General features: G+C 71.5%; 23 protein-coding genes and 2 tRNA genes. 20 read left to right on the top strand and 5 right to left on the bottom strand.

Annotated elements, in window-relative coordinates; all coding sequences use genetic code 11:
* The 5 genes from IWH25_RS05340 to IWH25_RS05320 form a co-directional block, all read right to left on the bottom strand.
* Window positions 1–723: an ABC transporter ATP-binding protein gene (locus tag IWH25_RS05340; protein WP_203388299.1), complete on the bottom strand. Its 723-nt coding sequence runs from the start codon at window positions 721–723 to the stop codon at window positions 1–3.
* Entirely contained in the window at window positions 720–1,493 is a 774-nt protein-coding gene (locus IWH25_RS05335) for an ABC transporter ATP-binding protein (RefSeq protein WP_203388298.1), read from the bottom strand. The genes IWH25_RS05340 and IWH25_RS05335 overlap by 4 nt, the downstream gene beginning before the upstream one ends.
* Window positions 1,490–2,458, bottom strand: coding sequence for a branched-chain amino acid ABC transporter permease (locus IWH25_RS05330; protein WP_203388297.1), 969 nt, complete (start codon window positions 2,456–2,458; stop codon window positions 1,490–1,492). The genes IWH25_RS05335 and IWH25_RS05330 overlap by 4 nt, the downstream gene beginning before the upstream one ends.
* A 14-nt stretch (window positions 2,459–2,472) precedes the next feature.
* Entirely contained in the window at window positions 2,473–3,387 is a 915-nt protein-coding gene (locus IWH25_RS05325; RefSeq protein WP_203388296.1) for a branched-chain amino acid ABC transporter permease, read from the bottom strand.
* A gap of 152 nt (window positions 3,388–3,539) precedes the next feature.
* Window positions 3,540–4,706, bottom strand: a complete 1,167-nt coding sequence (locus IWH25_RS05320) for an ABC transporter substrate-binding protein (protein WP_203388295.1) — start codon at window positions 4,704–4,706, stop codon at window positions 3,540–3,542.
* 129 nt (window positions 4,707–4,835) lie between these two features.
* Here IWH25_RS05320 and queC point away from each other — a divergent pair, with 129 nt between their 5' ends.
* The 20 genes from queC to IWH25_RS05220 all read left to right on the top strand — a co-directional run bounded on the left by queC (window position 4,836) and on the right by IWH25_RS05220 (window position 26,669).
* Window positions 4,836–5,510, top strand: a complete 675-nt coding sequence (queC, locus tag IWH25_RS05315; protein ID WP_203388294.1) for a 7-cyano-7-deazaguanine synthase QueC — start codon at window positions 4,836–4,838, stop codon at window positions 5,508–5,510.
* Entirely contained in the window at window positions 5,507–6,598 is a 1,092-nt protein-coding gene (locus IWH25_RS05310; RefSeq protein WP_203388293.1) for a YeeE/YedE family protein, read from the top strand. Before queC ends, IWH25_RS05310 begins: the two co-directional genes overlap by 4 nt.
* A gap of 76 nt (window positions 6,599–6,674) precedes the next feature.
* Window positions 6,675–6,750: transfer RNA gene (locus IWH25_RS05305), tRNA-Lys, on the top strand.
* A 23-nt stretch (window positions 6,751–6,773) separates the two neighbouring features.
* A tRNA-Lys gene (locus IWH25_RS05300) sits at window positions 6,774–6,849 on the top strand.
* A 216-nt stretch (window positions 6,850–7,065) separates the two neighbouring features.
* Entirely contained in the window at window positions 7,066–8,886 is a 1,821-nt protein-coding gene (locus tag IWH25_RS05295) for a thiamine pyrophosphate-binding protein (protein WP_203388292.1), read from the top strand.
* Window positions 8,883–9,686 (top strand): citrate synthase family protein, encoded by an 804-nt coding sequence (locus IWH25_RS05290; protein ID WP_203388291.1) that lies wholly within the window; start codon window positions 8,883–8,885, stop codon window positions 9,684–9,686. Before IWH25_RS05295 ends, IWH25_RS05290 begins: the two co-directional genes overlap by 4 nt.
* The gene (locus IWH25_RS05285) at window positions 9,683–10,486 is read left to right on the top strand and encodes a citrate synthase family protein (protein WP_203388290.1); all 804 of its coding nucleotides are present in this window, start codon (window positions 9,683–9,685) and stop codon (window positions 10,484–10,486) included. The genes IWH25_RS05290 and IWH25_RS05285 overlap by 4 nt, the downstream gene beginning before the upstream one ends.
* 81 nt (window positions 10,487–10,567) lie before the next feature.
* Window positions 10,568–12,658 (top strand): TonB-dependent receptor plug domain-containing protein, encoded by a 2,091-nt coding sequence (locus IWH25_RS05280; RefSeq protein ID WP_203388289.1) that lies wholly within the window; start codon window positions 10,568–10,570, stop codon window positions 12,656–12,658.
* Window positions 12,659–12,711: 53 nt separating this feature from the next.
* Window positions 12,712–13,845 carry an ABC transporter substrate binding protein gene (locus IWH25_RS05275; protein WP_203388288.1) on the top strand — a complete coding sequence of 378 codons (1,134 nt, stop codon included), beginning with the start codon at window positions 12,712–12,714 and terminating at the stop codon, window positions 13,843–13,845.
* Window positions 13,846–13,851: 6 nt separating this feature from the next.
* A complete protein-coding gene (locus IWH25_RS05270) occupies window positions 13,852–17,901 on the top strand; it encodes an EAL domain-containing protein (RefSeq protein ID WP_203388287.1) in 4,050 nt (1,349 codons plus the stop codon).
* Between the two features lie 98 nt (window positions 17,902–17,999).
* Window positions 18,000–18,239 (top strand): acyl carrier protein, encoded by a 240-nt coding sequence (locus IWH25_RS05265; RefSeq protein ID WP_203388286.1) that lies wholly within the window; start codon window positions 18,000–18,002, stop codon window positions 18,237–18,239.
* 3 nt (window positions 18,240–18,242) lie between these two features.
* The gene (locus IWH25_RS05260) at window positions 18,243–19,508 is read left to right on the top strand and encodes a beta-ketoacyl-[acyl-carrier-protein] synthase family protein (protein ID WP_203388285.1); all 1,266 of its coding nucleotides are present in this window, start codon (window positions 18,243–18,245) and stop codon (window positions 19,506–19,508) included.
* 24 nt (window positions 19,509–19,532) lie between these two features.
* Entirely contained in the window at window positions 19,533–19,814 is a 282-nt protein-coding gene (locus IWH25_RS05255) for a phosphopantetheine-binding protein (RefSeq protein WP_203388284.1), read from the top strand.
* On the top strand, window positions 19,811–20,479 hold the full coding sequence (locus IWH25_RS05250; protein WP_203388283.1) for a COG4648 family protein: 669 nt from the start codon (window positions 19,811–19,813) through the stop codon (window positions 20,477–20,479). Before IWH25_RS05255 ends, IWH25_RS05250 begins: the two co-directional genes overlap by 4 nt.
* Window positions 20,480–20,486: 7 nt before the next feature.
* Window positions 20,487–21,839 carry an AMP-binding protein gene (locus IWH25_RS05245; protein ID WP_203388282.1) on the top strand — a complete coding sequence of 451 codons (1,353 nt, stop codon included), beginning with the start codon at window positions 20,487–20,489 and terminating at the stop codon, window positions 21,837–21,839.
* Window positions 21,832–22,137 carry a 3-hydroxyacyl-ACP dehydratase FabZ family protein gene (locus tag IWH25_RS05240; protein ID WP_203388281.1) on the top strand — a complete coding sequence of 102 codons (306 nt, stop codon included), beginning with the start codon at window positions 21,832–21,834 and terminating at the stop codon, window positions 22,135–22,137. The genes IWH25_RS05245 and IWH25_RS05240 overlap by 8 nt, the downstream gene beginning before the upstream one ends.
* Window positions 22,134–23,066 carry an LpxL/LpxP family acyltransferase gene (locus tag IWH25_RS05235; RefSeq protein ID WP_203388280.1) on the top strand — a complete coding sequence of 311 codons (933 nt, stop codon included), beginning with the start codon at window positions 22,134–22,136 and terminating at the stop codon, window positions 23,064–23,066. The genes IWH25_RS05240 and IWH25_RS05235 overlap by 4 nt, the downstream gene beginning before the upstream one ends.
* Window positions 23,063–23,647, top strand: coding sequence for an outer membrane lipoprotein carrier protein LolA (locus tag IWH25_RS05230; RefSeq protein ID WP_203388279.1), 585 nt, complete (start codon window positions 23,063–23,065; stop codon window positions 23,645–23,647). The genes IWH25_RS05235 and IWH25_RS05230 overlap by 4 nt, the downstream gene beginning before the upstream one ends.
* Window positions 23,644–26,025, top strand: coding sequence for an MMPL family transporter (locus IWH25_RS05225; RefSeq protein ID WP_203388278.1), 2,382 nt, complete (start codon window positions 23,644–23,646; stop codon window positions 26,023–26,025). Before IWH25_RS05230 ends, IWH25_RS05225 begins: the two co-directional genes overlap by 4 nt.
* Window positions 26,022–26,669 carry an alpha/beta fold hydrolase gene (locus IWH25_RS05220; protein ID WP_203388277.1) on the top strand — a complete coding sequence of 216 codons (648 nt, stop codon included), beginning with the start codon at window positions 26,022–26,024 and terminating at the stop codon, window positions 26,667–26,669. The genes IWH25_RS05225 and IWH25_RS05220 overlap by 4 nt, the downstream gene beginning before the upstream one ends.
* Window position 26,670: the final 1 nt, after the last annotated feature.

Below are 26,670 nucleotides of genomic sequence, written 5' to 3'. Positions count from 1 at the left end.
CTAGACCCCCAGGTAGCGGTGCCAGACGCCGTGGTCGGCGTCCAGTTCCGCGGAACTTCCCTGCCAGACGACGCGGCCGCGCTCGACGATGGTGTGCCGATCGGCGAGCGCGATCAGCCGCTCGACGTACTTGTCCACCACCAGCGTCGTCTGCCCGGCCGCGCGCAGCCGCGCCAGGCACTGCCAGATCTCCTCGCGCACCAGCGGCGCCAGTCCCTCGGTCGCCTCGTCGAGGATCAGCAGGCGCGGGTTGGTCATCAAGGCGCGGCCGATCGCCAGCATCTGCTGCTCGCCGCCGGAGAGCTGGTTGCCCATGTTCTGCTGGCGCTCGGCGAGCCGCGGGAAGAGTTCGAAGACGCGGTCGAGCGTCCACGGCTCGGCGACGCCCCGCCGGTTCGCGGCGAAGGCGACGAGGTTCTCGCGCACCGAAAGGTTCGCGAAGATCTGCCGCCCCTCCGGCACCAGCGCGATACCGCCGCGGCCGATGCGGTCCGGCGGGCGGCCGGCGATCTCCTCGCCGGCGAAGCGGATCGCGCCGGCGAGGATGCCGGCCGGTGCCGGCGACAGCCCGCACAGCGCGCGCAGCGTCGTCGACTTGCCCATGCCGTTGCGCCCGAGCAGCGTCGCCACCTCCCCTTCGGCCAGCGTCAGGTCGATCCCGAAGAGCACTTGGCTCTGTCCATAGGCGACTTCGAGGCCGCGGATTTCGAGCAGCGCGCTCATGCCATCTCCTCGCCGAGATAGGCCTTCCTCACCTCCGGATGCGCGCGCACCTCGTCGGGCAGGCCGGTGCAGATCAGCCGGCCGCCGACCAGCACCGAGATGCGGTCGGCCAGCCGGAAGACCGCATCCATGTCATGCTCGACCAGCAGCAGCGTGACCTTGCGCCCGAGGTGCTCGATCAGCGCGACGACGCGTTCCGACTCCTCCGGACCCATGCCGGCCATCGGCTCATCGAGCAGCAGCAGCCGCGGCTTCGTCGCCAGCGCCAGCGCCAGTTCGAGCTGGCGCTGCTCGCCATGCGCGAGGCTGCCGGCGACGGTCGATTCGCGACCGGCAAGGCCGACCTCGGCGAGCCACGTCGCCGCCTCGTCGACGATCGCCCGCTCCTTGTCCACCGGCGCCCAGAAGCGGAAGCTGCCGCCCCAGTCGCGCTGCCGCCCCTGCACCGCCAGCGCAACGTTGTCGAGCGCCGTGAGACGCGCGAAGACGTTGGTCACCTGCCAGGAGCGGGCGATGCCGCGCGCGACGCGGGCGTGCATCGGCAGCCGCGTGACGTCCTCGCCGGCGAAGCGGATCGTCCCGGCGTCCGGCGTCTGCGCGCCGGACAGCTGGTGGATCAGCGTCGTCTTGCCGGCGCCGTTGGGGCCGATCAGCGCATGCACCTCGCCTTCGGCGACGGCGAGCGAGACGCCGGAGAGGGCGTGCACGCCGCCGAAATGGCGGCTGACGCCGGCGACTGCGAGCAGGCCGCCGTTCGCTTCGTTGCTCATTTCGCCGCTCCGCGCGCGAACAGCCCGTGCAGCCAGGCGGCGACGCCGCGCGGCGCGCGGAAGACGACGACCAGCAGCAAGAGGCCGAGCGCCGCATGCCAGTGCACGGTGACGCCGGTCAGCAGCTCTTCGAGCAGCAGCAGCGTCAGTGCGCCGGCGAAGCCGCCGTAGAGCGTGCCGACGCCGCCGACGATGACCATCACCAGCAGCGTGCCGGACTGCGTCCAGTGCAGCAGGTTCGGACTGGCCAGCAGGCTGTGGTTGGCGATCAGCGCGCCGGCCAGCCCGGCCAGCGTGCCGCCGATGACGAAGCAGGCGAGCTGGTAGGCGGCAACCGGATAGCCGAGCGCCGCCATGCGCGACTCGTTCTCGCGGATGCCCTGCAGCACGCGGCCGAAGCGCGCGTGCGCGATGCGGTCGAGCACGAACAGCGCGGCGGCGAGGCAGGCCAGCGCGACCCAGTAGAAGACCGCGTCGTCCTTCAGGTCGAGCGGCCCGAAGGTCGAGCGCGCCGGCAGCGGCAGGCCGTCGTCGCCGCCCCAGGCCTTCAGCGAGATGAACAGGTAGTAGATCATCTGCGCGAAGGCGAGCGTGATCATGATGAAGTAGACGCCGCGCGTGCGCAGGCTGATCGCGCCGATGAGCAACGCCAGCACGCCGGCCAGCGCGGCCGCCGCCGGCCAGGCGACGACGGCCGCGGTGACGCCGCGCTCGGCGAGGATCGCCACCGCGTAGGCGCCGGCGCCGAAGAACGCGGCATGGCCGAAGGCGACCAGGCCGCCGAAGCCGACGATGAAGTTGAGGCTGGTCGCCGCCAGCGCGAAGATCAGGATGCGCGCCGCGACGCTGACGTAGAAGTCCTGGCCGAGCGCCTGCAGGAGCGGCGGCAGCGCCGCCAGCGCCAGCAGCGCGGCGAGCGCCAGCCCGCGGCGGCGCGCGCTCTGCCGGTACAGCGCCGATTTCATGTCGCCGCCCGCCATCAGCCGCGCGCCGGGAAGAGCCCGGCCGGCTTCCAGAACAGGATCGCCGCCATCAGCAGGTAGATGAGGATCGCCGCCAGCGCCGGGCCGAGCGTGGACGCGGTTTCCGCCGGCAGGAAGCCGCGCAGCAGCCAGGGCAGCAGCGCCCGGCCGAGCGTGTCGACGACGCCGACCAGCAGGCTGCCGACCAGCGCGCCGCGGATCGAGCCGATGCCGCCGATGACGATGACGACGAAGGCGAGGATCAGGATGCTCTCGCCCATCCCCACCTGCACCGCCAAGAGCGGCCCGAGCAGCGCGCCGGCGAGCGCGCAGAGGCCGGCGCCGGCGGCGAAGACGAGCGTGAACAGGCGCCTCACGTTCACGCCCAGCGCCTCGGTCATCTCGCGGTTCGACGCGCCGGCGCGCACCCACATGCCGACGCGCGTCTTCGCGACGACCACGTAGAGGAGCAGCGCGACGGCGACGCCGACGGCGATGATCAGCAAGCGGTAGGCCGGGTAGCTGAAGCCAGCGACCTCGACCGGGCCGGCGAGCGCCTCCGGCGCGTTGAGCAGCACCGGCTGGTCGCCCCAGACCCAGCGCACCGCCTCGTTGGCGATCAGGATCAGCGCGAAGGTGGCGAGCACCTGCGCCAGATGGTCGCGCGCGTAGAGCCGGCGCAGCACCGTCACTTCGAGCAGCGCGCCGACCGCCGCGGTGCCGGCCACCGCCGCCAGCACGCCGACGACGAACGAGCCCGAGGCTGCGGCCGCGGCCGCCGCCAGGTAGGCGCCGACCATGTACAGCGAGCCGTGCGCCAGGTTGATCATGTCCATGATGCCGAAGACGAGCGTCAGCCCGGCCGCCAGCAGGAAGAGCATGAGGCCGAACTGGAGGCCGTTGAGGGCCTGTTCGAGGATCAGTTGGGTCATTTCAGCAGACGTTCAGCACGCACCGCCGACAAGGCGAAGCGCTGGCGAGGCGGCAAGGTCGGCGGCGCCGCGGACAGTACTCGAGTACGGCAAGGTGCCGCCGGCCCTAATCTGCCAACCTCGCAACGAAGTCCAGCGCAAGCGTGCTCCGTTTACTTCATCTTGCACTGCGACACATAGGCATCGGCGTGATTGGCGAAGATCGTCCCCATCGTCTTGTTGGTGACGCGGCCCTGCGCATCCTTGCCGATCACGCGCAGCACGTAGTTCTGCACCGGATAGTGGTTGCTGTTGAACCTGAAGTCGCCGCGCACCGACTTGAAGCGCTTGGCCTCCAGCGCCTTCTGCAGCGCCGCCTTGTCGTCGAGCTTGCCCTTCACGTCGCGCACCGCGGCGTCGATCAGCAGCGCCGCGTCGTAGCCCTGCGACGCATAGAGCGACGGCAGGCGGCCGTATTCCTTCTCGAAGGCGGCGACGAAGCGCTTGTTCTCGGCGTTGTCGAAATCGTGCGCCCAGTGCGAGGAGTTGAACATGCCGAGCATCGGCGCGCCGACGGCCTTGATCACGTCCTCGTCGGCGGAGAAGCCGGGGGCGAAGAGCTGGATGTCCTTCGACAGGCCGGCGCCGACGAACTGCTTGACGAAGTTGATGCCCATGCCACCGGGCAGGAAGAAGAACAGCGCATCCGGCTTCAGCGCGCGGATCTGCGCCAGCTCGGCGGCGTAGTCGAGCTGGCCGAGCTTGGTGTAGATCTCCTCGGCCTTGCCCTGGTAGTAGCGCTTGAAGCCGGTGACCGCGTCCTTGCCGCCGGGGTAGTTCGGCGTGACGATGACGACGTTGCGGAAACCCTTGTCCTGCACGTGCTTGCCCATCGCCTCGTGCAGGTTGTCGTTCTGCCAGGCGACGTTGAAGAAATACGGGCTGCACTGCTCGCCGGCGAGCTGCGACGGGCCGGCGTTGGCCGAGATGAAGAAGGTCTTGCTGTCGAAGACCTGCGGGCCGACCGCCAGCATCAGGTTGGAGAAGACGATGCCGGTCATGAAGTCGACCTTCTCCTTCTTCAGGAACTTCTCGGCCTCGGCCTTGGCCACGTCCGGCTTCTGCTGGTCGTCGGCGATCAGCACCTCGGCCGGCAGGTTGCCGAGCTTGCCGTTGAGCTGCTTGACCGCGAGGTTGAAGCCGTCGCGGATGTCGACGCCGAGGCCGGCGCCGGGCCCGGACAGCGTCGACAGGAAGCCAACCTTGACCTTGTCGGCGGCGTGCGCGACGTGCGCGGAAGTGGCGAGCAGCAGCGAAGCGGCGAGGGCGGTCAGTCGCATCGGGAAGATCCTCCGGGAAGCATGGTCGGTGGGGTGCGGCGCGGCGGCCGCGCAAAGGGCGGATTGTAGCGCAGGAACAAGCAGATAGCGCCGCACTCCAAGGGAAAACCAAGGTATAGTCGCCACCCCATGACGCAGAAAGCCATCGTTCTCCTCTCCGGCGGGCTCGACTCGGCGACGACGCTGGCGATCGCCGGCGCCGCCGGCTTCGCCTGCCACTGCCTGTCCTTCGACTACGGCCAGCGCCACCGCGCCGAGCTCGCCGCCGCCGCGCGCGTCGCCGCGGCGCTGGGCGCCGTCGAGCACCGCGTGCTGAAGCTCGACCTCGCGCAGTTCGGTGGCTCGGCGCTGACCGACACGGCGATCGACGTGCCGGTCGCCGGCGTGCAGCCGGGCATCCCGGTCACCTACGTGCCGGCGCGCAACACCATCATGCTGTCGCTGGCGCTGGCCTGGGCCGAGGTGCTCGGCGCCCGCGCCATCTTCGTCGGCGTCAATGCCGTCGACTACTCCGGCTACCCGGACTGCCGCCCGGAATACATCGCCGCCTTCGAGGCGATGGCCAACCTCGCCACCAAGGCCGGCGTCGAAGGGCAGAGGCTCGCCATCCACGCGCCGCTGATCGACCTGCCGAAGGCCGACATCATCCGCCGCGGCGCCGCGCTCGGCGTCGACTACGGCCTCACCGTGTCCTGCTACCAGGCCGACGACGACGGCCGCGCCTGCGGCGTCTGCGACTCCTGCCGGCTGCGCCGCGAGGGCTTCGCCGCCGCCGGCGTCGCCGACCCGACCCGCTACCGATGAGCGCCACCGCCATCCTCGTCCTCGCCTTCGCGCTCGGCGCCGCCTTCGGCGCGCTCAGCCAGAAGACCCACTTCTGCACCATGGGCGCCGTCGCCGACGTCATCAACATGGAGGACTGGAGCCGCGCGCGCATGTGGCTGCTGGCGATCGCCGTCGCCGTCCTCGGCAGCGCCGCGCTGCACGGCGCCGGGCTGATCGACCTGAACAAGACGATCTACCGCGGGCAGAGCCTGCCCTGGCTGTCGCACCTGGTCGGCGGCCTGCTCTTCGGCGCCGGCATGGTGCTGGCGTCGGGCTGCGGCGCGCGCACGCTGACCCGCGTCGGCGCCGGCAACCTGAAGTCGCTGGTGGTCTCGCTGGTGCTCGGCCTCACCGCCTACATGACGCTGCGCGGCGTGCTCGGCGTGCTGCGCGTGAACACGCTCGACCGGGTCGCGCTGCCGCTTCCCGGCGGCCAGGACCTGCCGGCGCTGCTCGCCGCCGCCGGCGTCGCGCCGGGCACCGCGCTCGCCGCCTGCGCGCTGGCGATCGGCGGCGGCCTGCTCGCCTTCTGCCTGCTGCGCCGCGACTTCCTCACCTTCGACAACGTGCTCGGCGGCGTCGCGGTCGGCACCATCGTCGTCGCCGGCTGGTACGTCAGCGGCCATCTCGGCTACCTCGCCGAGGACCCGGAAACGCTGCAGGAAGCCTTCGTCGCCACCAACAGCGGGCGCATGGAGTCGCTGTCCTTCGTCGCGCCGCAGGCCTATACGCTGGACCTCTTGCTGCTGTGGTCGGACAGCGGCCGCAAGTTGTCCTTCGGCGTCGCGCTGGCGCTCGGCGTCGTCGCCGGCTCGGCGGCGTGGGCGCTCGCCACGCGCAACTTCCGCTGGGAAGGCTTCCGCGACATTCCCGACCTCGTCCGCCACCTCGCCGGCGGCGCGCTGATGGGCTTCGGCGGCGTCACCGCGATGGGCTGCACGATCGGCCAGGGGATCACCGGCGTATCGACGCTGGCACTCGGCTCGCTGCTGACCGCCGCCGCGATCGTCGCCGGCGCCGCGGCGATGCTCAAGTACGAGTACTGGAAACTGATGAACGACGGCTGAGGCGGAGGACGGCGCGGCGATTTGACAGCCAATTGGCGCCCCGCCTATAATCCGCGCTCGCGTTTTTTCGGGCGACGGGTCGTTAGCTCAGTTGGTAGAGCAGCGGACTTTTAATCCGTTGGTCGCTGGTTCGAATCCAGCACGGCCTACCACTCCCCCGAACCACGAACGCGGCGGGTTGTTAGCTCAGTTGGTAGAGCAGCGGACTCTTAATCCGTAGGTCGTAGGTTCGATCCCTACACAACCCACCAGATTGCCGACAGCGGCCTCCAGCGATGGAGGCCGTTTTCGTTTCCGCCCCCGCACCCGCAAGCACCCCCAACAGTTTTCGCACGACCACTACGATCTCTTCGACATTTGCCGGAGCGGATCGCCGAAAGCTTGCCAGATGGTAGTAACATCGCCAGCGCCGTTCAGAATTGTGACTCACCCCTGTATCGCCCACGCCACTTCGGGGAGTTCGCTCAATGTCCACGTCCGACCTCGCGTTCGCCGGTGCGCCTCCCGCCGCGGGTATCGGTGCGCCGGCCGCCGTCGCGCCGCCGCAAGTCGCCGACCTCATCGTCGCCTACCTTGAACGGCTCGGCATCGAGTACGTCTTCGGCGTTCCCGGCGGCGCCATCGAGCCGCTGTACAACGCGCTGGCGCGCAGCAGCCGGCGCGGCGGGCCGCGGCCGGTGCTGGCGCGGCATGAGAGCGGCGCCGCCTTCATGGCCGACGGCTATGCCCGCGAAAGCGGCAAGATCGGCGTCTGCTGCGCCACCTCCGGCCCGGGCGCGACCAACCTGCTTACCGGAATCGCCTGCGCCTACGACAACGGCATCCCCCTGCTGGCGATCACCGGCCAGCCGGCGCTGCCGTCGTTCGGCCACAAGGCGCTGCAGGAGTCGGCCTGCACCGGCGTGAACACGCTGGGCATGTTCCGCCACTGCACGCGCTACGACACCCTCGTCTCGCACGCGGCACAGATCGAACGCAAGCTGCTCAATGCGCTGATGCGCGCCGCCACTGCGCCGCACGGCCCGGTCCACCTGTCGATCCCGGTGGACATCCTGCGCGCGCCGCTCGCCGACACCGTGCCGAGCGCCAACCTCGGCGCGCTGCTGCAGCGCGCCGCGCTGCTCGACGAAACCCAGGTGCAGGCACTGCTCGCCGAGATCCGGCAGGCGCGGCGGATGGTCATCCTCGTCGGCGGCGGCCACAGCTGCGGCGAAGCGACCGACGCCATCCTCCGCCTGGCGGAAATGACCGGCTCGCCCTTCGTCACCTCGCCCGATGGCAAGGGGCTGGTCAACGTGCGCCATCCCCTCTACCACGGCGTCTTCGGCTTCGCCGGCCACGACTGCGCCGACGCGCTGCTGCGCGACGACCCCGACCTGATCCTGGCGATCGGCACCAGCCTCGGCGAATGGACCAGCGGCGCCTGGTCACCGACGCTGCTCAACCGGCGGCTGGTGCACATCGACGCCTCCGAGGACCATCTGCTGCGCTCGCCGATGGCCCGGCTGCACGTCCGCGGTAACATCCGCGCGGTGTGCGAACGGCTGGCCGGGCTGCTGGCGGCGACGGCGCCGGCAGCGCGAAGTGCACCGGAGAAACCGGCGTCCCTGCTGCGCGACGAGGCCAAGTTCGTTTCCGGGGCGACGCCGATCAAGCCGCAGCGGCTGATGCGCGAGCTGTCGCGGCGCTTCCCGCCGAGCACGCGCTTCCTCGCCGATGCCGGCAACAGCGCCGCCTGGGCGATCCACTACCTGCAGCCGCACGACCGCCGGGAAAGCCCCCGGCACGATGCCGCCGCCTGCCATCCCGAGCGGCGCCGCCGCGGCGACGCCGGCTGGCTGCGCGTGCTGATGGAGTTCGCGCCGATGGGCTGGGCGATCGGCGCCGCGATCGGCACCGCCCGCGCCAACCCGGACTGCCCGGTGGTGTGCATCACCGGCGACGGCAGCTACCTGATGAACGGCCAGGAGATTTCGGTGGCCGCCGCCGAAGGCCTCGGCGTCGTCTTCGTGGTCCTCAACGACAGCGCGCTGGGCATGGTCAAGCACGGCCAGCGGCTCGCCGGCGCCGAGCCGATCGCCTTCCAGCTGCCGGCCGTCGACTTCCGGCTGCAGGCCGAGGCGATGGGGATTCCCGGCCACATCATCCGCGCACCGGAGGATTTCGACGCCCTCGACATGGCGGCGATCGTCGCCCGCCGCGGCCCGACGCTGCTCGACGTGCGCATCGACGGCGACGAGGTGCCGCCGATCGACCTGCGCATGAAGGCCCTGGGGACTGCGCCATGAGCGACGAAGCGCAGGCCGCGATCCGTACCCGCATCTGGCGCGAGGAGGCGGAGGCGGACAACCCCTTCGCCGCGCGCGCCGCCTACTGCCACGGCTACGACGTCTACGGCGAGATGCTCGGCCGCGCGCGCTGGAGCGAGATGCTCTACCTGCTGTTCCGCGGCGAGGCGCCGCCGCCGGCGGCCGCCGAGCTGCTGGAGACGCTGGCGGTGGCGCTGGCCAACCCCGGCCCGCGCGACGCCGCGGTGCACGCGGCGATGTGCGGCGGCGTCGGCGGCTCGACTGCCGCCGCCTGCCTGATTGCCGCGCTGGCGGTCGGCGCCGGGCAGCTGGCCGGCGGCCGCGAGGTGTTCCTCGCGATGCAGGCCTGGGTCGCCTGCGGCACCGACCTCGCCGCCTGGCGCGCCCAGCTCTCCGCACCGGCCGCCGAAACCGCGTCGATCTGGCCGACGCCGGAACACCCGCCGGGCTTCGACCCGCATGGCGTCGGGACGGCGACGCCGGTGCGCCAGACGCTCGCCTGCCTGGCCGCCAATCCCGCCGGCGAGCGCCTGCGCTGGCTGGCGGAGCAGCGCGCGGCGCTGGAGGCCGCCGCCAGCCGGCCGCTGGCGCTCGCCGGCGTCGCCGCCGCCGCCTTCGCCGACCTCGGCTTCAGCCCGGAACAGGGAGAGATGGTCCACTTGCTGCTGCGCCTGCCCGGCGCCGCGGCGCACGCGCTCGAGCAGAAGGCCTACGGCCACAAGCAGTTCCCGTTCTTCGCCGCCGATCTGGCGGACGCCGGCGGCGAGGCTGCGCGATGAACGGCCCGCAATCGCTGCAGGCCGCCGTCGGCCGGCTGAAGACGCGGATGGGCGCCTTCTTCCCCGGCAGCCACGTGATCTTCCGCGGCCACGACCTGCACGCCGAGCTGAAGGACATGGACTGGATCGAGCTCTACGTCTTCGGCATCACCGGCCGCCGCTTCACTGCCGAACAACTGCGCCTGATGCACGCGCTGTGGACCACCACCAGCTACCCCGACGCCCGCATCTGGAACAACCGCATCGCGGCGCTCGCCGGCAGCGCGCGCAGCACCGGCAACCTCGGCCTGGCGGCGGCGCTGGCGGTGTCCGAGGCGCACATCTATGGTCGCGGCAACGAAGTCCAGGCGATCAGCTTCTTCCTCGCCACCCGCCGCGCCCTCGACGCCGGCGGCGAGCTGGCCGACTGCCTGCGCCGGGAGATGGCGACCTACGGCCGGATCGCCGGCTACGGCCGGCCGCTGGTCAACGCCGACGAGCGCATCGCGCCGATCATGGCGCTCGCCGGCACGCTCGGCCTCGCCGACGGGCCACACCTCGCGCTCGCCTTCGCGGTCGAGCAGCACCTGCTCGCCAGCGGCCGCAACCTGCGCATGAACTACGGCGCGGTCGTCTCCGCCTTCGGCGCCGACCTCGGGATGTCGCCGCGCGAGTTCTACCTGTTCATGTTCCCGTCCTTCCTCGCCGGCATGCCGCCGTGCTTCATCGAGGCCGCCGGGAAGATGGAGGGCGGGCTGTTTCCGCTGCCATGCTCGGGCATCGACTACGCGGGCGTTCCCCGGCGGTCCTGGGTCAGATAAATGACAAATGATGCACCGCGGCGTTTTTGGATTACTCTTCGGCAAGCGCAACAACCAATACAAGCAACAGTGGGGGAGAAAATGAAGCACATCGGCTACCGCACGCTGGCGCTGGCGTCCGCGCTCGCGCTGCAGGCGCCCAATGCGATGGCGCAGCTCGCCGAAGAGGAGGATCTGGCGATGGCCTACGGCGACAAGTCCTTCGTCACCATCGCCACCGGCTCGCGCGTGCCGGTTCACCGCGCGCCGGCGGTGGCAACGGTGATCACCGCCGAGGACATCGCCGCCATCGGCGCCAGCGACCTCGACGAGGTGCTGGAGACGGTTCCGGGCCTGCACGTCGCCCGCTCGACGCAGACCAACGGGCCGATCTACGTGATCCGCGGCGTGCACCGCGACGCCAATCCGCAGGTGCTGATGCTGGAGAACGGCATCCCGCTCTCCAGCGTCTTCTCCGGCAATCGCGGCAACGTCTGGGGCGGCATGCCGGTCGACAACATCGCGCGCATCGAGGTGATCCGCGGACCGGGGTCGGCCGCGTACGGCGCCGACGCCTTTGCCGGCGTCATCAACATCATCACCAAGACCGCCGCCGACATCGGCGGAACCGAGATCGGCGTGCGCGCCGGCAACTTCAAGACCGGCGACGCCTGGGTGCTGCACGGCGGCAAGCGGGGCGGACTCGAAGTCGCCGCCTACTTCCGCGCCGGCACCACCGACGGCCAGCGGCGGACGGTGCGCGCCGACGCGCAGAGCGGATGGGACAGAACCGCAGGCACCAGCGCCTCGCACGCCCCCGGCCCGATCGATGTCGGCCGCAAGGCAATCGACGGCCAGCTCGACCTCGCCTACGACAAGTGGCGCTTCCGCGTCGGCTACAAGGAGCGCGACAACGTCGGTTCGGGCACCGGCGTCGCCTCGGCGCTCGACCCGACGGGAAGCAGCTACAGCCAGCGGATCACCTCCGACCTGACCTACCTGAACAAGGACTTCGCGCGCCACTGGGAGGTCACGGCGCAGGCCAGCTTCATGCACTACAAGGAATTCTCCGACCTGACGCTGTTCCCCGCCGGCTTCAGATTCACTCCGGTGTCCCCGGTCTTCACCGACGGCATGATCGGCAACCCCTACAAGTGGGAACGGCACGGCCGTTTCAACGCCTCGGCCTTCTACACCGGCATCGCCGACCACCGCATCCGGCTCGGCGCCGGCACGGAAAAGGCGGAAATCTACAAGACGCGGGAAAGCAAGAACTTCAATCCGGATTTCTCGCCGATCGGCACCGGCTCCGTCGCCGACGTCACCGACGTCTCCGACACCGCTCCCTTCCTCCGCCCGCACAGCCGCATTGTCCGCTACGCGTTCGTTCAGGACGAGTGGAGCTTCGCCAAGGACTGGACGCTGACCGCCGGCCTGCGCCACGACCGCTACGACGATTTCGGCGGCACCACCAACCCGCGCCTGGCGCTGGCCTGGGAGGCCGCCTACAACCTGACGGCGAAGGTGCTCTACGGCACCGCCTTCCGCGCACCGTCGTTCACCGAAAAATTCAACATCAACAACCCGGTGCAGATCGGCAACCCGAATCTCAAACCGGAACGGATGAAGACGCTGGAGGCGGCCGTGTCGTGGCTGCCGACCGAGCGCATGCAGTTGAGCGTCAATGTCTTCCATTACGAGATGCGCGACATCATCCAGCTGGTCGGCACCACGTACAACAACACCGGCGAGCAGAAAGGCAGAGGCCTCGAGTTCGAGGCCGCCTGGGACGCCACAAAGAACCTCCGCCTGGCCGGCAACTACAGCCTGCAGCGCTCGACAGACGAAGCATCCGGCGAGGATGCCGGGCTCGCGCCGCGCCACCGCGTCTACCTGCGCGCCGACTGGCGTTTCACCCCCGGCTGGCAGGCCAACGCCCAGGTCAACTGGGTCGCCGACCGCAAGCGCGCCGCCGGCGACACGCGCCCGGAGATCGACGATTACGCCACCGTCGACCTGACCGTACGTACCCTGCGCGGCCGCGACAAGTGGGACATCGCCGTCTCTGTACGCAACCTGTTCAACGCCGACGCACGCGAGCCCAGCCCCTGGGGAATGCCGTTCGTCGCGCTTCCGTACGACTTCCCCTTGCCCGGACGCACCTTCCTTGCGCAGGCCGGCTACCGCTTCTGAGACGACGGGTCATCCGCCGCCATCAAAACGGCATACCACCCTATAATCGACTTATGACGAAGTCCTTCCGCCCCCTGCTGCCGCTGCTGCTCGCCGCCGCCTATTCGGCCGGCGCTGCGCCGGCGACGGCGAGCCGTGCCGAGGCGGAGCTGGCGTCACCCGCGGCTGCCGCGCGGAAGATCGCCGGACTGGCGCGGCAACCGGAAACGGAAGCCTTGCCGCCGCCGGCCGACGGCGGCAGGGAGCGCTCGGGCGCGCAGCTGCTCGCGGTCGCCGACCGCTCGGGCGGAGTGATCCGCCTCGCCGCTGCCGGCAGCGGTGGCGGCCCGATCGCGGTCCTCTACCCCGACATCGGCGAACCCTACCGCAGCGTCTTCGCCAAGATCATCGAAGGCATCGAGGACAGGACCCGGAACAAGGTCGCCAGCTACGCCGTCGGCGGCAGCTTCAATGCGCAGGAGCTGGCCGGCGAACTGCGCCGGCAGGACATCCAGGTGGTGATCGCGCTCGGCCGCAACGGATTGAAGGCGGCCAGCGGCCTCGACAAAGGCATCGGCGTCGTCGTCGGCGGCGTCATCTCGGCGTCGGAGGCCGACACGCGCGGCGGCACGGTGCTCAGCCTGGCGCCGGACCCGGCGCTGCTCTTCGCGCGGCTGAAGACGATCGCGCCACGCACGCAGCGCGTCTTCGTCGTCTACGACCCGCGCCAGAACGAGTGGTTGATCCGGCTCGCGCACGAGGCCGCGCGCGCACAGGGGATCGAACTGGTGGCGCAGGAGGCGGCCGACCTGAAGCGCGCCGTCGCCCTCTACCAGAACGTCCTCGCCGCCGCCGACCCGCGCCGCGACGCCGTCTGGCTGCCGCAGGACAACGCCACCGTCGACGAATCGACGGTACTGCCGCTGGTCCTGCAGGAATCGTGGAGCAAGGGGCTGGTCGTCTTCTCGAGCAACGTCGCGCACGTCCGCCGCGGCGCGCTGTTCGCCCTCTACCCGAACAACGTCGAACTCGGCCGCGCCCTCGCTGCCTCGGCCCTCGGCGTCGTCGCCGGTGCGCCGGCACCGCGCGGCACGCAGCCGTTGCGCGACGTGCTGACCGCGTTCAACACGCGTACCGCCAGTCACCTCGGCCTCAGCCTTCCCATCCTGCAGCAGCGCAGCTTCGACCTGCTGTTTCCGGAACAATAACGCGCCATGGACTGGATCAGCCGCCAGCTTCTCCGCTTCAAGAAATCACCCTTCCGTCACCAGCTGACGGTGCTCGCCGCCTCCGGCGTGCTCTGCACGTCGCTGCTCGCGGCGCTGGCCACCTCCTGGCAGGGCGGCCGTCTGCTGCACGCCGACAAGCTGCAGGAGGGCACGCGCATCGCACAGAACCTGGCGGCGCAGAGCCGGCTGGCGCTGATCTTCGGCTCGACCGAGAACGTCGCCGAGGCGCTCGCCGCGACGGCGACCTTCCCCGACGTCGAGCGCATCGAGATCCTCCACGCCGACGGCCGGCTGCTGCTCGAACGCGGCGCGCCGGCGGCGCGCGCCGACGAGCGTGGCCGTCGCCCGATGCAGGTCACCGACGAGGCCTACCTCGAGCACGAGGACGCCGACGGCTGGCGCTTCGTCGCGCCGGTATGGACGGTGTCCGGGCAGGACTCGCCGTTCGAGACCACCGAGCGCAAGCGGGTGCTGCTCGGCTTCGTGCGCATCGACCAGAGCAAGGCGACGCTGACCCGGCTGGTGCACGAGGTCTTCGCCGTCAACTTCACCGCCGGGCTGGCCTTCTCCGTCCTCTTCCTGTTCGCGCTGCGCCTGCTCGCCCGCCGCCTGACGCGGCCGCTGGCGGCGCTGTCGGAAACGATGGCGCGCGCCGAACGCGGCGAGAGCGGGCTGCGCGCCGACCTCTCCGGCCCGCGCGACGTGGCCGAGATGGCGCACGCCTTCAACGGCATGCTGGAAGCGCTCGAGCAGCGCGAGCAGGAGCTGCGCGCGGCGCGCGACAGCGCGCTGCGCTTCGCGCAGCTGAAGGCCGATTTCGCGGCGACCGTCAGCCACGAGATCCGCACGCCGCTGAACGGCGTGATCGGCACGCTGGACATGCTCAAGGTCGGCAAGATGGGCGTCGAGCAGCGCGAGCTGCTCGACCTCGCCTGGGACTCCTCGCAGTACCTGCTCGAACTGATCAACAACATCCTCGACTTCTCGCGCCTGGAGGCCGGCCGGCTGGAAGCCGACGGCCGCGACTTCGAGATCCGTCCGCTGGTCGACAGCATCACCGCCGCCTTCCAGCCGCAGGCCGCCGGCAAGAACGTCGAGCTCAGCGCGCTGGTCGCCGCCGACGTGCCGCCGGTGCTGCACAGCGACCCGGCGCGCATCCGCCAGGTGCTGACCAACCTGCTCGGCAACGCGATCAAGTTCACCGAGCGCGGCTCGGTGACGCTGACCATCGAGCGCGTCGACAACGGCCGCAGCCTGCGCTTCGGCGTGCGCGACACCGGCATCGGCATCGCCAGCGAACACCAGGCGGCGATCTTCGATTCCTTCACCCAGGCCGACACCTCGACCACCCGCCGCTACGGCGGCAGCGGCCTCGGCCTGGCGATCAGCAAGCAGATCGTCGGCCTGCTTGGCGGCGAGATCGGCGTCGTCAGCGCGCCGAACCAGGGCAGCCACTTCTGGTTCACGCTGCCGTGCACGGTCGGCGCGACGCTGCCGCTGCCGGCGCCGGCGGCGACAGCGTCGACGCCGCGCACCAGCCACATCCTGATCGCCGAAGACAACCGCACCAACCAGCGCGTGGCCGTCGGCATGCTCAACGTCCTCGGCTGCTGGAGCGGCATCGCCGAGAACGGCAGCGAAGCGGTCGCCGCCTGGCAGGCCGGCGACTGGGACCTGATCCTGATGGACTGTTCGATGCCGGAAATGGACGGCTTCGAGGCCTGCGCCCGCATCCGCCAGCTCGAGGAAGGCAGTGGCCGGCACGTGCCGATCATCGCGATGACCGCCAACACCCAACCGGCCGACGTCGAGCGCTGCCTCGCCGCCGGCATGGACGGCCACCTGCCGAAGCCGTTGACGCTGGACACGCTGGCCGCGCAGCTGGAGCGCTGGCTGCACTGGCGACCGACGCCGCTGCCGGCCGCCGCCGGCACGGCCGACAAGCCCGTCGCGCAGGAACCCGCACCGCCGATCGACTTGGCCGCCTTCGGCCGCCTGCGCGACATCCTCGGCGACTCGATCGGCGAGGCGATCCGCCCCTTCCTCGAGGACGTGCCGCGCTACCTGGTGCAGCTCGACGGCGCCGTCGGCAACGGCAATGCGGCAACGGTGCGCCAGGTGGCGCATGTGATCAAGGGCGCTGCCGGCAACCTCGGCGTCTCGGCGATGGCCGACGTCGCCCGCGAGCTGGAACTGCGCGCCGAGGCCGGCGCGCTGACCGATACCGGCGAGCTGCTGTTGCGCCTGCGCACCGAATTCGCGATGGCCGAACCGGTGCTGATGGCCGAGCTCGGCGAGCAGCACCAGCCGACGCTGCCGGCGCCGCATGACGACGCGGCGGTGGTGCTGGTGGTCGACGACGACCGCAGCACGCGTTCGGCGCTGCGCCACGCGCTGCGCCTCTCCGGCTTCCGCGTCGAGGAGACCGGCGACGGCGCGGCGGCGCTGCGCTGGCTGGAAGCGTCCGCCGCCGACGTGATCCTGATGGACGCGATGATGCCGGTGATGGACGGTTTCGCGGCCTGCCGGGCGCTGAAGCAGCACCCGCGCCTGAAGGACATCCCGGTGCTGATGATCACCGCGCTCGAGGACAGGCAGTCGATCGAGCGTGCCTTCGACGCCGGCGCCAGCGACTTCATCCCGAAGCCGATCCACCTGTCGGTGGTCAACCAGCGCGTGCGCCGGGTGATCGACGCCAACCGCGCCGAGCGCCACGTCCGCCACCTCGCCTACAACGATTCGCTGACCGGTCTGCCCAACCGCATGCTGTTCGTCGACCACCTGAGCCAGGCGATCGGGCGTGCCGCCGCCGACGGCAGCCAGCTGGCGGTGCTCTTCCTCGACCTCGACCGCTTCAAGTACATCAACGACACGCTCGGCCACGAGGCCGGCGACCAGCTGCTGGTAACGATGGCGCAGCGGCTGAAGGGCTGCGTGCGTGCCGACGACTGCGTCGCCCGCCTCGGCGGCGACGAATTCACCGTCCTCCTCGACCAGCTGCCGAACACCGGCGTCGCCGCCAGCGTCGCGCAGAACATCTGCCGCACGATCTCGGCGCCGCTGGTGATCAACGGCCACGAGATCGTCGTCACCACCAGCATCGGCATCTCGGTCTATCCGGCCGACGGCCCGGACGTCAGCACCCTGCTGCGCCACGCCGACACCGCGATGTACCGCGCCAAGCAGAACGGCAGCGGCTTCTGCTACTACGAGGCGGAAATGGAAGCAGTGCTGGCCGACCGCCTGAAAACCGAGAACGCGCTGCGCCGCGGGCTGGAGCGCGACGAGATCAGCGTCTTCTACCAGCCGGTGATCGACGCCATCAACGGCAAGGTCGCCGGCGTCGAGGCGCTGGTGCGCTGGCTGCACCCCGAGCGCGGCCTCGTCACCCCCGCCGAGTTCATCCCGCTGGCCGAGGAGACAGGACTCATCCTGCCGCTCGGCGAGCACGTGCTGCGACGCGCCTGCATGCAGGCGAAAGCCTGGCTCGACTCGGGCCTCGCCGACTTCTACGTCGCGGTAAACCTGTCGGCGAAGCAGATGGAGCAGCCGAACCTGCGCGAGGTCGTGCTCAGCGCACTCGAGGACAGCGGCCTGCCGCCGGCGGCGCTGGTCATCGAGATCACCGAAAGCGTGCTGATGGAGCGCGCCCGCGAGCCGATCGGCATCCTCGACGAGCTGCGCAGCCTCGGCGTCCGTCTGTCGATCGACGACTTCGGCACCGGCTACTCCTCGCTCGCCTACCTGAAACACCTGCCCGCCGACAACCTGAAGATCGACCGCTCGTTCATCGAGGACATCCCGGACGACGCCGACACCGTCTCCATCGTCACCGGCATCATCGCGCTCGCCCACAGCCTGCGCATGAAGGTCATCGCCGAGGGCGTGGAAACGATCATCCAGCGCGACGTGCTGGTCAGCCTCGGCTGCGACGCGCTGCAGGGCTACCTGTTCGCGAAGCCGGTGCCGGCCGAGATCATCGAGACGCAGCTGATCGCGCCGGCCGCGCGCAAGCGGGAGCAGCAGCGCCGCTGACCGCCGCCGGACGCCTGCAAAACCTCGCACTCTGCTAAAATGGGGGGTTTCATTCTGCCGGCGACGAACGCCGCCCGCCGCCTCGGACACCGACCGCCATGGACACCCTTTCCGTCATTCGCGACTTCCTCAAGGACCGCCTCGGCCTCGAACACGCCAGCATCACCCCGGACGCCACGCTCGAGCAACTCGGCATCGACTCGCTGATGCTGCTCGAACTGCTCTTCGAGTTCGAGGAGAAGCTCAACGTCAGCCTGTCCAACGACATCGCGACGCCAAAGACGGTCGGCGAGCTGATCGCCATCGTCGAGCAGCTGCAGGCCCCGGCGGCGGCCTGAGTCGTGAAGCGCCGCGTCGCGATCACCGGCCTCGGTCTGGTCAGCCCGTTCGGCGGCGACACCGCCGACTTCTTCGCGCGCATCGTCCGCGGCGAGTCCTGCGTCCGCCACTACGCCACCGACGACAAGCCGCGCGCGCTGTCGCTGCCGGCCGTGCGCTGCACCGACTTCGACCCCGACGCCGCGCTCGGCAAGCCGCTCGCCGGCACCATGGACCGCTTCAGCCAGCTGGGCATGGCCGCCGCCTTCACGGCCTGGGCGCACGCCGGCTTCGCCCGCGACGACAGCAAGGCCGGCCGGTACGACTTCGACGCCTTCGGCGTCTCGTGGGGCACCGCGCTCGGCGGCACGCTGGCCTACGAGCGCGGCTACCGCGACCTCTGGCAGCACGGCCGCGAGCGCCTGTCGCCGCTGGCCGTCGTCCTCGGCATGAACAACGCCGCCTCGGCGCACATCGCGATGCAGCTCGGGCTCGGCAATTCCTGCCTCAGCTACACCGTCGCCTGCGCCTCGGCCGCCGCCGCGATCGGCGAGGGCTACCGCCGCATCCGCGACGGCGAGGCGACGCTGATGCTGACCGGCGGCTGCGACGCGCCGCTCGCCTACGGCGTCGTCCGCGCCTGGGAAAACCTGCGCGTGCTGGCGCCGGGCAACGCCGAGACGGCGTATCGCGCCTGCCGCCCGTTCAGCGCCGACCGCGCCGGGCTGGTGCTCGGCGAAGGCGCCGCGGCGCTGGTGCTGGAGGAGTGGGAGCACGCCGTCGCCCGCGGCGCGACCATCCTCGGCGAGCTCGCCGGCTACGGCGCGACCTGCGACCACAGCCACCTGGTCAAGCCGGACGCCGCCGGCCAGGTGCGCGCGATGCGGCTGGCACTCGCCGACGCCGGCCTCGCCCCGGACGAGATCGACTACATCAACGCGCACGGCACGGCGACGCGCGAGGGCGACCCGACCGAGATTGCGGCGCTGAAGACGCTGTTCGGCGAACGTGCGGCGACGCTGCCGGTGAGCGCGACGAAATCGACGCACGGGCACCTGATGGGCGCCGCCGGCGCGATCGAGGCGCTGGTCACCGTGCTCGCGCTGCAATACGACACGCTGCCGCCGACCGCGCACCTCGACGCCATTGACGCCGACTGCCAGGGTGTCCGCCACCTCGCCGGCGAGGCGCTCGCCGGCACCGGCGCGCGCGCCGCACTGTCCAATTCCTTCGCCTTCGGCGGCAGCAACGCGGTGCTCGCATTCCGTTCGCCGCGCGCCTGCCGCTGACCTCTTTCCCTGGAAACACCCGTCATGACCCAAGCCCCGACTCCCGACTTCGACGCGCTGCAGAAGGAAATCGCCGAGATCATCGTCTCCGCGCTCAACCTGGAGATGACGCCGGACGAGATCGAAGCGGACGCACCGCTGTTCGGCGACGGCCTCGGCCTCGACTCGATCGACATCCTCGAAGTGGCGCTGGTCGTCTCCAAGCGCTACGGCTTCCAGCTGAAGGCGGACAACGAGGACAACGTGAAGATCTTCACCTCGCTGCGCACGCTCGCGGCGCACGTCGCCGCCCAGCGGACGAAATGAACGACGGCCGGCGCCATCCCTTCGTCGTCCTGCTCGGCGGCGGCCTGGTCGTCGCCTATGCCGTCCTCGCCCACTACACCAGCCTGCTGCCGAACAACGCCCACTGGGCGGTGCTGCTCGCGGTGGCGCCGCCGGCGGTGATCGGCTTCGGCATGCTGCGCAGCGCCGTCGGCGGGCTGATTCCCTGGTTCTACGCGGCGGCGGCGGCGATGGTCGCCGCCGCCGTCTGGCCGACGCTGCAGGAGAACGTCGCCGCCGTCTATTTCGCCCAGCACGTCGGCATCAACAGCGCGCTCGGACTGTTCTTCGGCCAGTCGCTGCTGCGCGGCCGCGAGCCGCTGTGCACGCACTTCGCCAGCCTCGCGCACGAGCGCGTCAGCCCGCGCCTCGCGCGCTACACGCGGCAGGTGACGGTCGCCTGGACGTCCTTCTTCGCCGTCGTCGTGGCGACCTCGGTGGCGCTCTTCTGCTTCGCACCGATGGCCGTCTGGTCGGCCTTCGCCAACCTGCTGACCTGGCCGCTGGTCGGCGCGATGTTCGTCGTCGAGGGCCTCTTCCGCCGCTTCCGGCTGCCGCCGGACGAGCGGCTCGGCATCCTGGCGAGCGTCGCCGCCTACCGCAAGTCGATGGCCATGCGCAGCGGCAAGACGCCCTCGGCGTCGTGACCCCGCCATGGACGACGCCCGCCTGTATCCGCTGACCGGCCACGGCGACCCTGCGGCGACCATCGCCTGGCGCCGCGACGGACCGGTCAGCGTCGCCCGCTTCCTCGCCGACGTGCACCGCCTCGCCGCGCTGCTGCCGGCCGGCGGCCACCTGCTCAACCTCTGCCAGGACCGCTACCGCTTCATGGTCGGCCTGGCCGCCGGCCTCGTCGCCGGCCGCATCAGCCTGCAGCCGTCGTCGCAGGCGCCGGAGACGGTGCGCCAGCTGCTCGCCTTCGCGCCCGACACCGCCTGCCTGCACGACGACGCCGATGCCCCGGCCGGGCTGCCCTGCCTGCGCTACCCGGACGAAGCGGCCGCCAGCGACGCGCCGTTCGCGATGCCGCAGATCCCCGGCGACCGCATCGCCGCCTACGTGTTCACCTCCGGCTCGACCGGCGCGCCGGTGCCGCACGCCAAGCACTGGGGCGCGCTGGTGCGCAACGCACGGGCGGAAGCCGAGCGTCTCGGCCTCGGCCGGCAGGGCCACGCCATCGTCGGCACCGTCCCCGCGCAGCACATGTACGGCTTCGAATCGACCGTGCTGCTCGCGCTGCACGGCAACTGCGCGGCCTGGAGCGGACGCCCGTTCTACCCGGCCGACATCGCCGCCGCGCTGGCCGCGGTACCGCGGCCGCGCTTGCTGGTGACGACGCCCTTCCACCTGCGCGCGCTGCTCGACGCCGGCCTCGACCTGCCGCCCATCGACCAGCTGCTATCGGCCACCGCGCCGCTGTCGGAAGCGCTGGCGCGCGCGGCCGAGGCGCGCTGCGCGGCGCCATTGAACGAGATCTACGGCTGCACCGAGACCGGCCAGATCGCCAGCCGGCGCACCGTCGACGGACCGCGTTGGCGGCTGCTGCCCGGCGTCGCGCTCGACCTCGACGGCGACCTCGCCCACGCCAGCGGCGGCCACGTCGAGGGCCGCGTCGCGCTCGCCGACTTAATCGAGCCGCTCGACCGCGAGCACTTCCTGCTGCACGGGCGCAGCGCCGACCTGATCAACATCGCCGGCAAGCGCAGCTCGCTCGCCTACCTCAACCACCAGCTCGCGGCGATCGCCGGCGTCGCCGACGGCGCCTTCTACCTGCCCGACGAGGAGGCGGCGGACGGCGTCACGCGGCTGGCCGCCTTCGTCGTCGCGCCGACGCTGACCCGGCGCGAACTGCTCGCCGCGCTGCGCCAGCGGATCGACCCGATCTTCCTGCCGCGGCCGCTGGTCCTGCTCGACCGGCTGCCGCGCAACGCCACCGGCAAGCTGCCGCGCGACGCGCTGCAGGCACTCTTCGCGCTGCACCGGGAAGGGCGCGGCGATGACTGAAGCGCTGTGGACGGTGCCGCCGGACCACCCGGCCTTCGCCGGCCATTTCCCGGGCCGGCCGATCCTGCCCGGGGTCGTCGTCCTCGACCGCGCGCTGGCGCTCGCCGCCGCGCAGTTCGCGCTCGACCCGGCGGCGCTGCGGCTGACCAGCGCCAAGTTCCTGAGCCCGGTAGCACCGGGCGAGACACTCGCGTTCTCGCTGCAAGCTGCAGCCAGCGGCAGCGTGCAGTTCGCCGTGCGCTGCGGCGACCGCCCGGTCGCCAGCGGTACGCTGACGCTGCGCGCGGAGGCAGCATGAGCGAGGACAGGGCGGCCGCAACGGCCGAATGGGCGCAACGCGAGGAGCGCAGCAGCTTGCCGGTACTGCGCCTGATGGTATGGATCTCGCTCACCGGCGGCCGCCGGCTCGGCCGCGTCGTGCTGCACGGCATCGCCGCCTATTTCCTCGCCTTCGCGCCGGCCGCACGGCGCGCGTCGGCCGCCTATCTCGCACGCGTGCTCGGCCGCACGCCGACGCTGGCCGAGCGCTACCGGCACATCCTCGCCTTCGCGACGACGATCCACGACCGCGTCTATCTGCTGAACGACCGCTTCGACCTGTTCGACATCGAGATCGTCGGCCGCGAGACGATCGACGCGGCGATCGCCGACGGCCACGGCGTGCTGCTGATGGGCGCGCATCTCGGCAGCTTCGAGGTGATCCGCGCGGTCGGCCGCGAGCGCACGACGCTGCGCATCGCGATGCTGATGTACGAGGAGAACGCGAAGAAGATCAACGCCACGCTGGCGGCGATCAACCCCGCCGCGACGCAGGACATCATTCCGCTCGGGCACATCGAGTCGATGCTGCAGGCACGCGACCGGCTGGACGCCGGCGACCTCGTCGGCGTCCTCGCCGACCGCGGCCTCGGCGGCGACCCGGCGCGCGACTGCCCGTTCCTCGGCCACCCGGCGCCGTTCCCGGTCGGCCCCTTCCGCCTGGCGGCGATGCTGCGCCGGCCGGTGCTGCTGATGGCCGGGCTCTACCTCGGCGGCAACCGCTACCGCATCCACTTCGAGCCGCTCGCCGACTTCTCGCAGACCGCGCGCGACGACCGCGACGCGGCGATCGCCGACGCGCAGCGGCGCTACGCCGAGCGCCTCGAACACCTGTGCCGGACGGCGCCGTACAACTGGTTCAACTTCTTCGACTTCTGGCAGGGCGCACCGGCGCCGAACAAACGATGAACGCTCTCCGCCTCTGCCGCTCCACCCTGCTCTCCGCCGTGCTCCTCGGCCTCGCGGCGCCGGCCCTCGCCGCCCGGGACCTGGCCACGCTGATGCACGACCTCGCGCAGCACAAGGGCGGCCGCGTCCGCTTCGTCGAGAAGAAGTACATCGCGCTGCTGGACAAGCCGCTCGTCTCCTCCGGCGAGATGACCTACACCGCGCCCGACCGCCTGGAGAAGCGCACGCTGCAGCCGAAGCCGGAAGTGCTGGTGCTCGACCGCGACACGCTGACGCTCGAGCGCGGCAAGCAGAAGTTCGTGCTGCGCCTCGCCGACCAGCCGGAGGCGCAGGTCTTCGTCGACAGCATCCGCGGCACGCTCGCCGGCAACCGCGCGCTGCTCGAGCGCAGCTACGCGCTGCATCTCTCCGGGACGCGCGAGCGCTGGTCGCTGAGCCTCCTGCCGAGCGACCAGCGCATCGCCGCACTGGTCAGCCGCATCACCGTCGGCGGCACGCGCCACCAGGTCGACAGCATCGAATACCTGCAGGCCGACGGCGACCGCGCGGTGATGACCATCACCCCGATCGAAGCCCAATGAACGCTGCCCGCCGCGCCATCGCCGTCTGGTTGCTCGCGCTCGCCGCCGGCCTCGTCGTCATCGCGCGCGCCGACTACACCGCCGACATGTCGGCCTTCCTGCCGAAGAACCCGTCGCCGCAGCAGCAGCTGCTGGTCGACCAGCTCAAGGCGGGCGTGCTCTCGCGCATGCTGCTGATCGGCATCGAAGGCGGCGACGCGCCGGCGCGGGCCGCGCTGTCGCGTGCGCTGGCCGAGCGCATGCGGGCCGGCGGTGATTTCAGCGCGGTCAGGAACGGCGAGGCCGGCGCGCACGCGCGCGACCGCGAGCTGCTGTTCGCCAACCGCTACCTGCTGAGTCCGGCGGTGACGCCGGAGCGCTTCGCAGTCGCCGGCCTCGCGCAGGCGATCGGCGACAGCATCGACCTGCTCGCGTCGCCGGCCGGGCTGATGCTGAAGCGCCTGCTGCCGCAGGACCCGACCGGCGAGCTGATGGAGCTGGTCGGCGCGCTCGACGGCGGCAGCGGCAGCCCGCCCAGCCTGCACGGCGCCTGGGCCTCGCGCGACGGGCAGCGGGCGATCCTGATGGCGCAGGTGCGCGCCAGCGGCGCCGACCTCGACGCGCAGGAAGCGGCGCTCGCCCGCATCCGCACCGACTTCGCCGCGCTCGCGGCGCAGGCCGGCGTCGCCGACGCGCGCGTGCTGCTTTCCGGCAGCCCGGTGTTCGCCACCTCCTCGCGCGACACCATCCGCAGCGAGGTGACGCGCCTCTCCATCCTCGGCACCCTCGGCGTCGTCTGCCTACTGCTGCTCGTCTATCGCTCCTTCACCGCGCTCGCGCTCGGCCTGCTGCCGGTCGCCTGCGGCGTCGTCGCCGGCATCGCCGCGGTCAGTCTCGGCTTCGGCACCGTGCATGGCATCACCATCGGCTTCGGCACGACGCTGATCGGCGAGGCGATCGACTACAGCATCTACTACTTCGTGCAGTCGCAGCGTGCCCGCGACGGTGGCGACAGCGATGCCGGCAGCTGGATGCAGCGCTTCTGGCCGACCATCCGCCTCGGCGTAACGACCTCGATCTGCGGCTTCGCGGCGCTGCTCTTCTCCGGCTTCCCCGGCCTCGCCCAGCTCGGCCTCTATTCGATCGCCGGCCTCGTCGCCGCCGCCGCCTTCACCCGCTTCGTGCTGCCGCAGCTGTGCCCGGAGGACTTCCGCATCCGCGACATCACCGGCATCGGCGAGCGCCTGGCCGGCGGCGTCGCGCGCCTCGCCGCGCTGCGCTGGATCGTGCCGGTGCTGGCACTGGCCGCCGCGGCGACCGTCTTCGCGCACCGCGACACGCTGTGGAATCCCGGCCTCGGCGGCCTCAGCCCGATCCCGGCCGACGCGCAGCAGCTCGACCAGTCGCTGCGCGCCGAGCTCGGCGCTCCCGACCTGCGCTACCTGGTCGTCGCGAACGCCGGCAGTCGCGAAGCCAGCCTCGCCGCCGCCGAACGCATCGGCCGCGAGCTGCAGCCGCTGGTCGAACGCGGTGTGATCGCCGGCTTCGACAGCCCGACCCGCTTCCTGCCCAGCGCCGCGACGCAGCGCGCGCGCCAGCAGGCGTTGCCGGCGCCGGACGAGCTGGCGCGGCGGCTGCCGGCGGCGCTGCGCGAGCTGCCGCTGCGCGCCGACAAGCTGCAGCCCTTCCTCGACGACGTCGCCCGCGCCCGCACGCAGCCGCTGCTGACCCCCGAGGCCTTCGCCGGCAGCACGCTGGCGCTCGCCGTCGACGCGCTGCTGCTGCCGGGCAGCGCCGGCTGGAGCGCGCTCCTGCCGCTGCGCGCGCCGCAGGGCGCCGACGGCCGGCTGCTGCCGATCGACCCGGCCGCGGTGCGCCAGGCGCTCGCCGCCGCCGGCCAGCCGGAGGCGCTGTTCGTCGACCTGCTCGGCGAATCGAACCGCCTCTACGCGACCTATCTCGACGAGGCGATCCTGCTCTCGCTCGCCGGCTTCGCGGCGATCGTCCTGCTGCTCGCGCTCGCGCTGCGCTCGCCGGCCCGGCTCGCGCGCGTGCTGCTGCCGCTGGTGACGGCGGTACTGCTGGTCGTCGCCGGGCTGGCGCTGGCCGGCGAGAAGATGACGCTGCTGCACCTGGTCGGCCTGCTGCTCGCCGTCGCCGTCGGCTCCAACTACGCGCTGTTCTTCGACCGCAGCGGCAGCGCCGGCGATCGGGCCGGCACGCCGCAGACGCTGGCCTCGCTGGCGCTGGCCAACTGCACGACGATGATCGGCTTCGGCGTGCTGGCCTTCTCGCAGGTGCCGGTGCTGCGCGCGATCGGCGTCACCGTCGGCCCCGGCGCGGTACTCGCGCTGCTGCTGGCGGCGATCCTCGCCGGCCAGCGGGAGCGGCGCGCATGAACGTCGTCCGCCATCCGGCGCCCGCGGCAGCCGACACGCTGCTGGTGCTGCTCCCCGGCGCCTACATGACGCCGCAGCATTTCGTCGATGCCGGCTTCGTCGCCGCCCGCGACGCGCAGGGCGCCGCGCTCGACCTCGCCATCGCCGGCCTCGACCTCGCCGAGATCAGCGGCGGCGCAGCGCTGCCGGCGGTGCGCGACGCGATCGTCCGGCCGGCGCGGCGCGACTACCGCCGCGTCTGGCTCGGCGGCATCTCGCTCGGCGGCTTTCTCGCGCTGCTCTATGCCGCGCGCCATGCCGACGAGGTCGACGGCCTGTGCCTGTTCGCCCCCTACCCCGGCAGCCGCATCACCACCGGCGCGATCGCCGCCGCCGGCGGGCTGGCCGCGTGGACGCCGACGCCGGAGCAGCGCGCCGATCCGGAATTCGAGCTGTGGGCCTGGCTGCAATCGGACGCGGCGAAGCCGCCGGTCCATATCGACTACGGCCGCGACGACCGCTTCGCCGACGGCATCGCGCAGCTCGCCGCGGCGCTGCCGCAGGCGTGCGTCGGCACGCGGCCCGGCGGCCACGACTGGCCGGTGTGGGCCGCCGCGTGGAACGACTTCCTCGCCGCCGGGCGGCCGGCCATCGCCGAGCGCTGAG

This window comes from Azospira restricta, from assembly GCF_016858125.1.
Classification (GTDB): Bacteria; Pseudomonadota; Gammaproteobacteria; order Burkholderiales; family Rhodocyclaceae; genus Proximibacter; species Proximibacter restrictus.
Note: the sequence above shows the minus strand (reverse complement) of the source record. Positions and strands in the feature narration are given on the sequence as shown.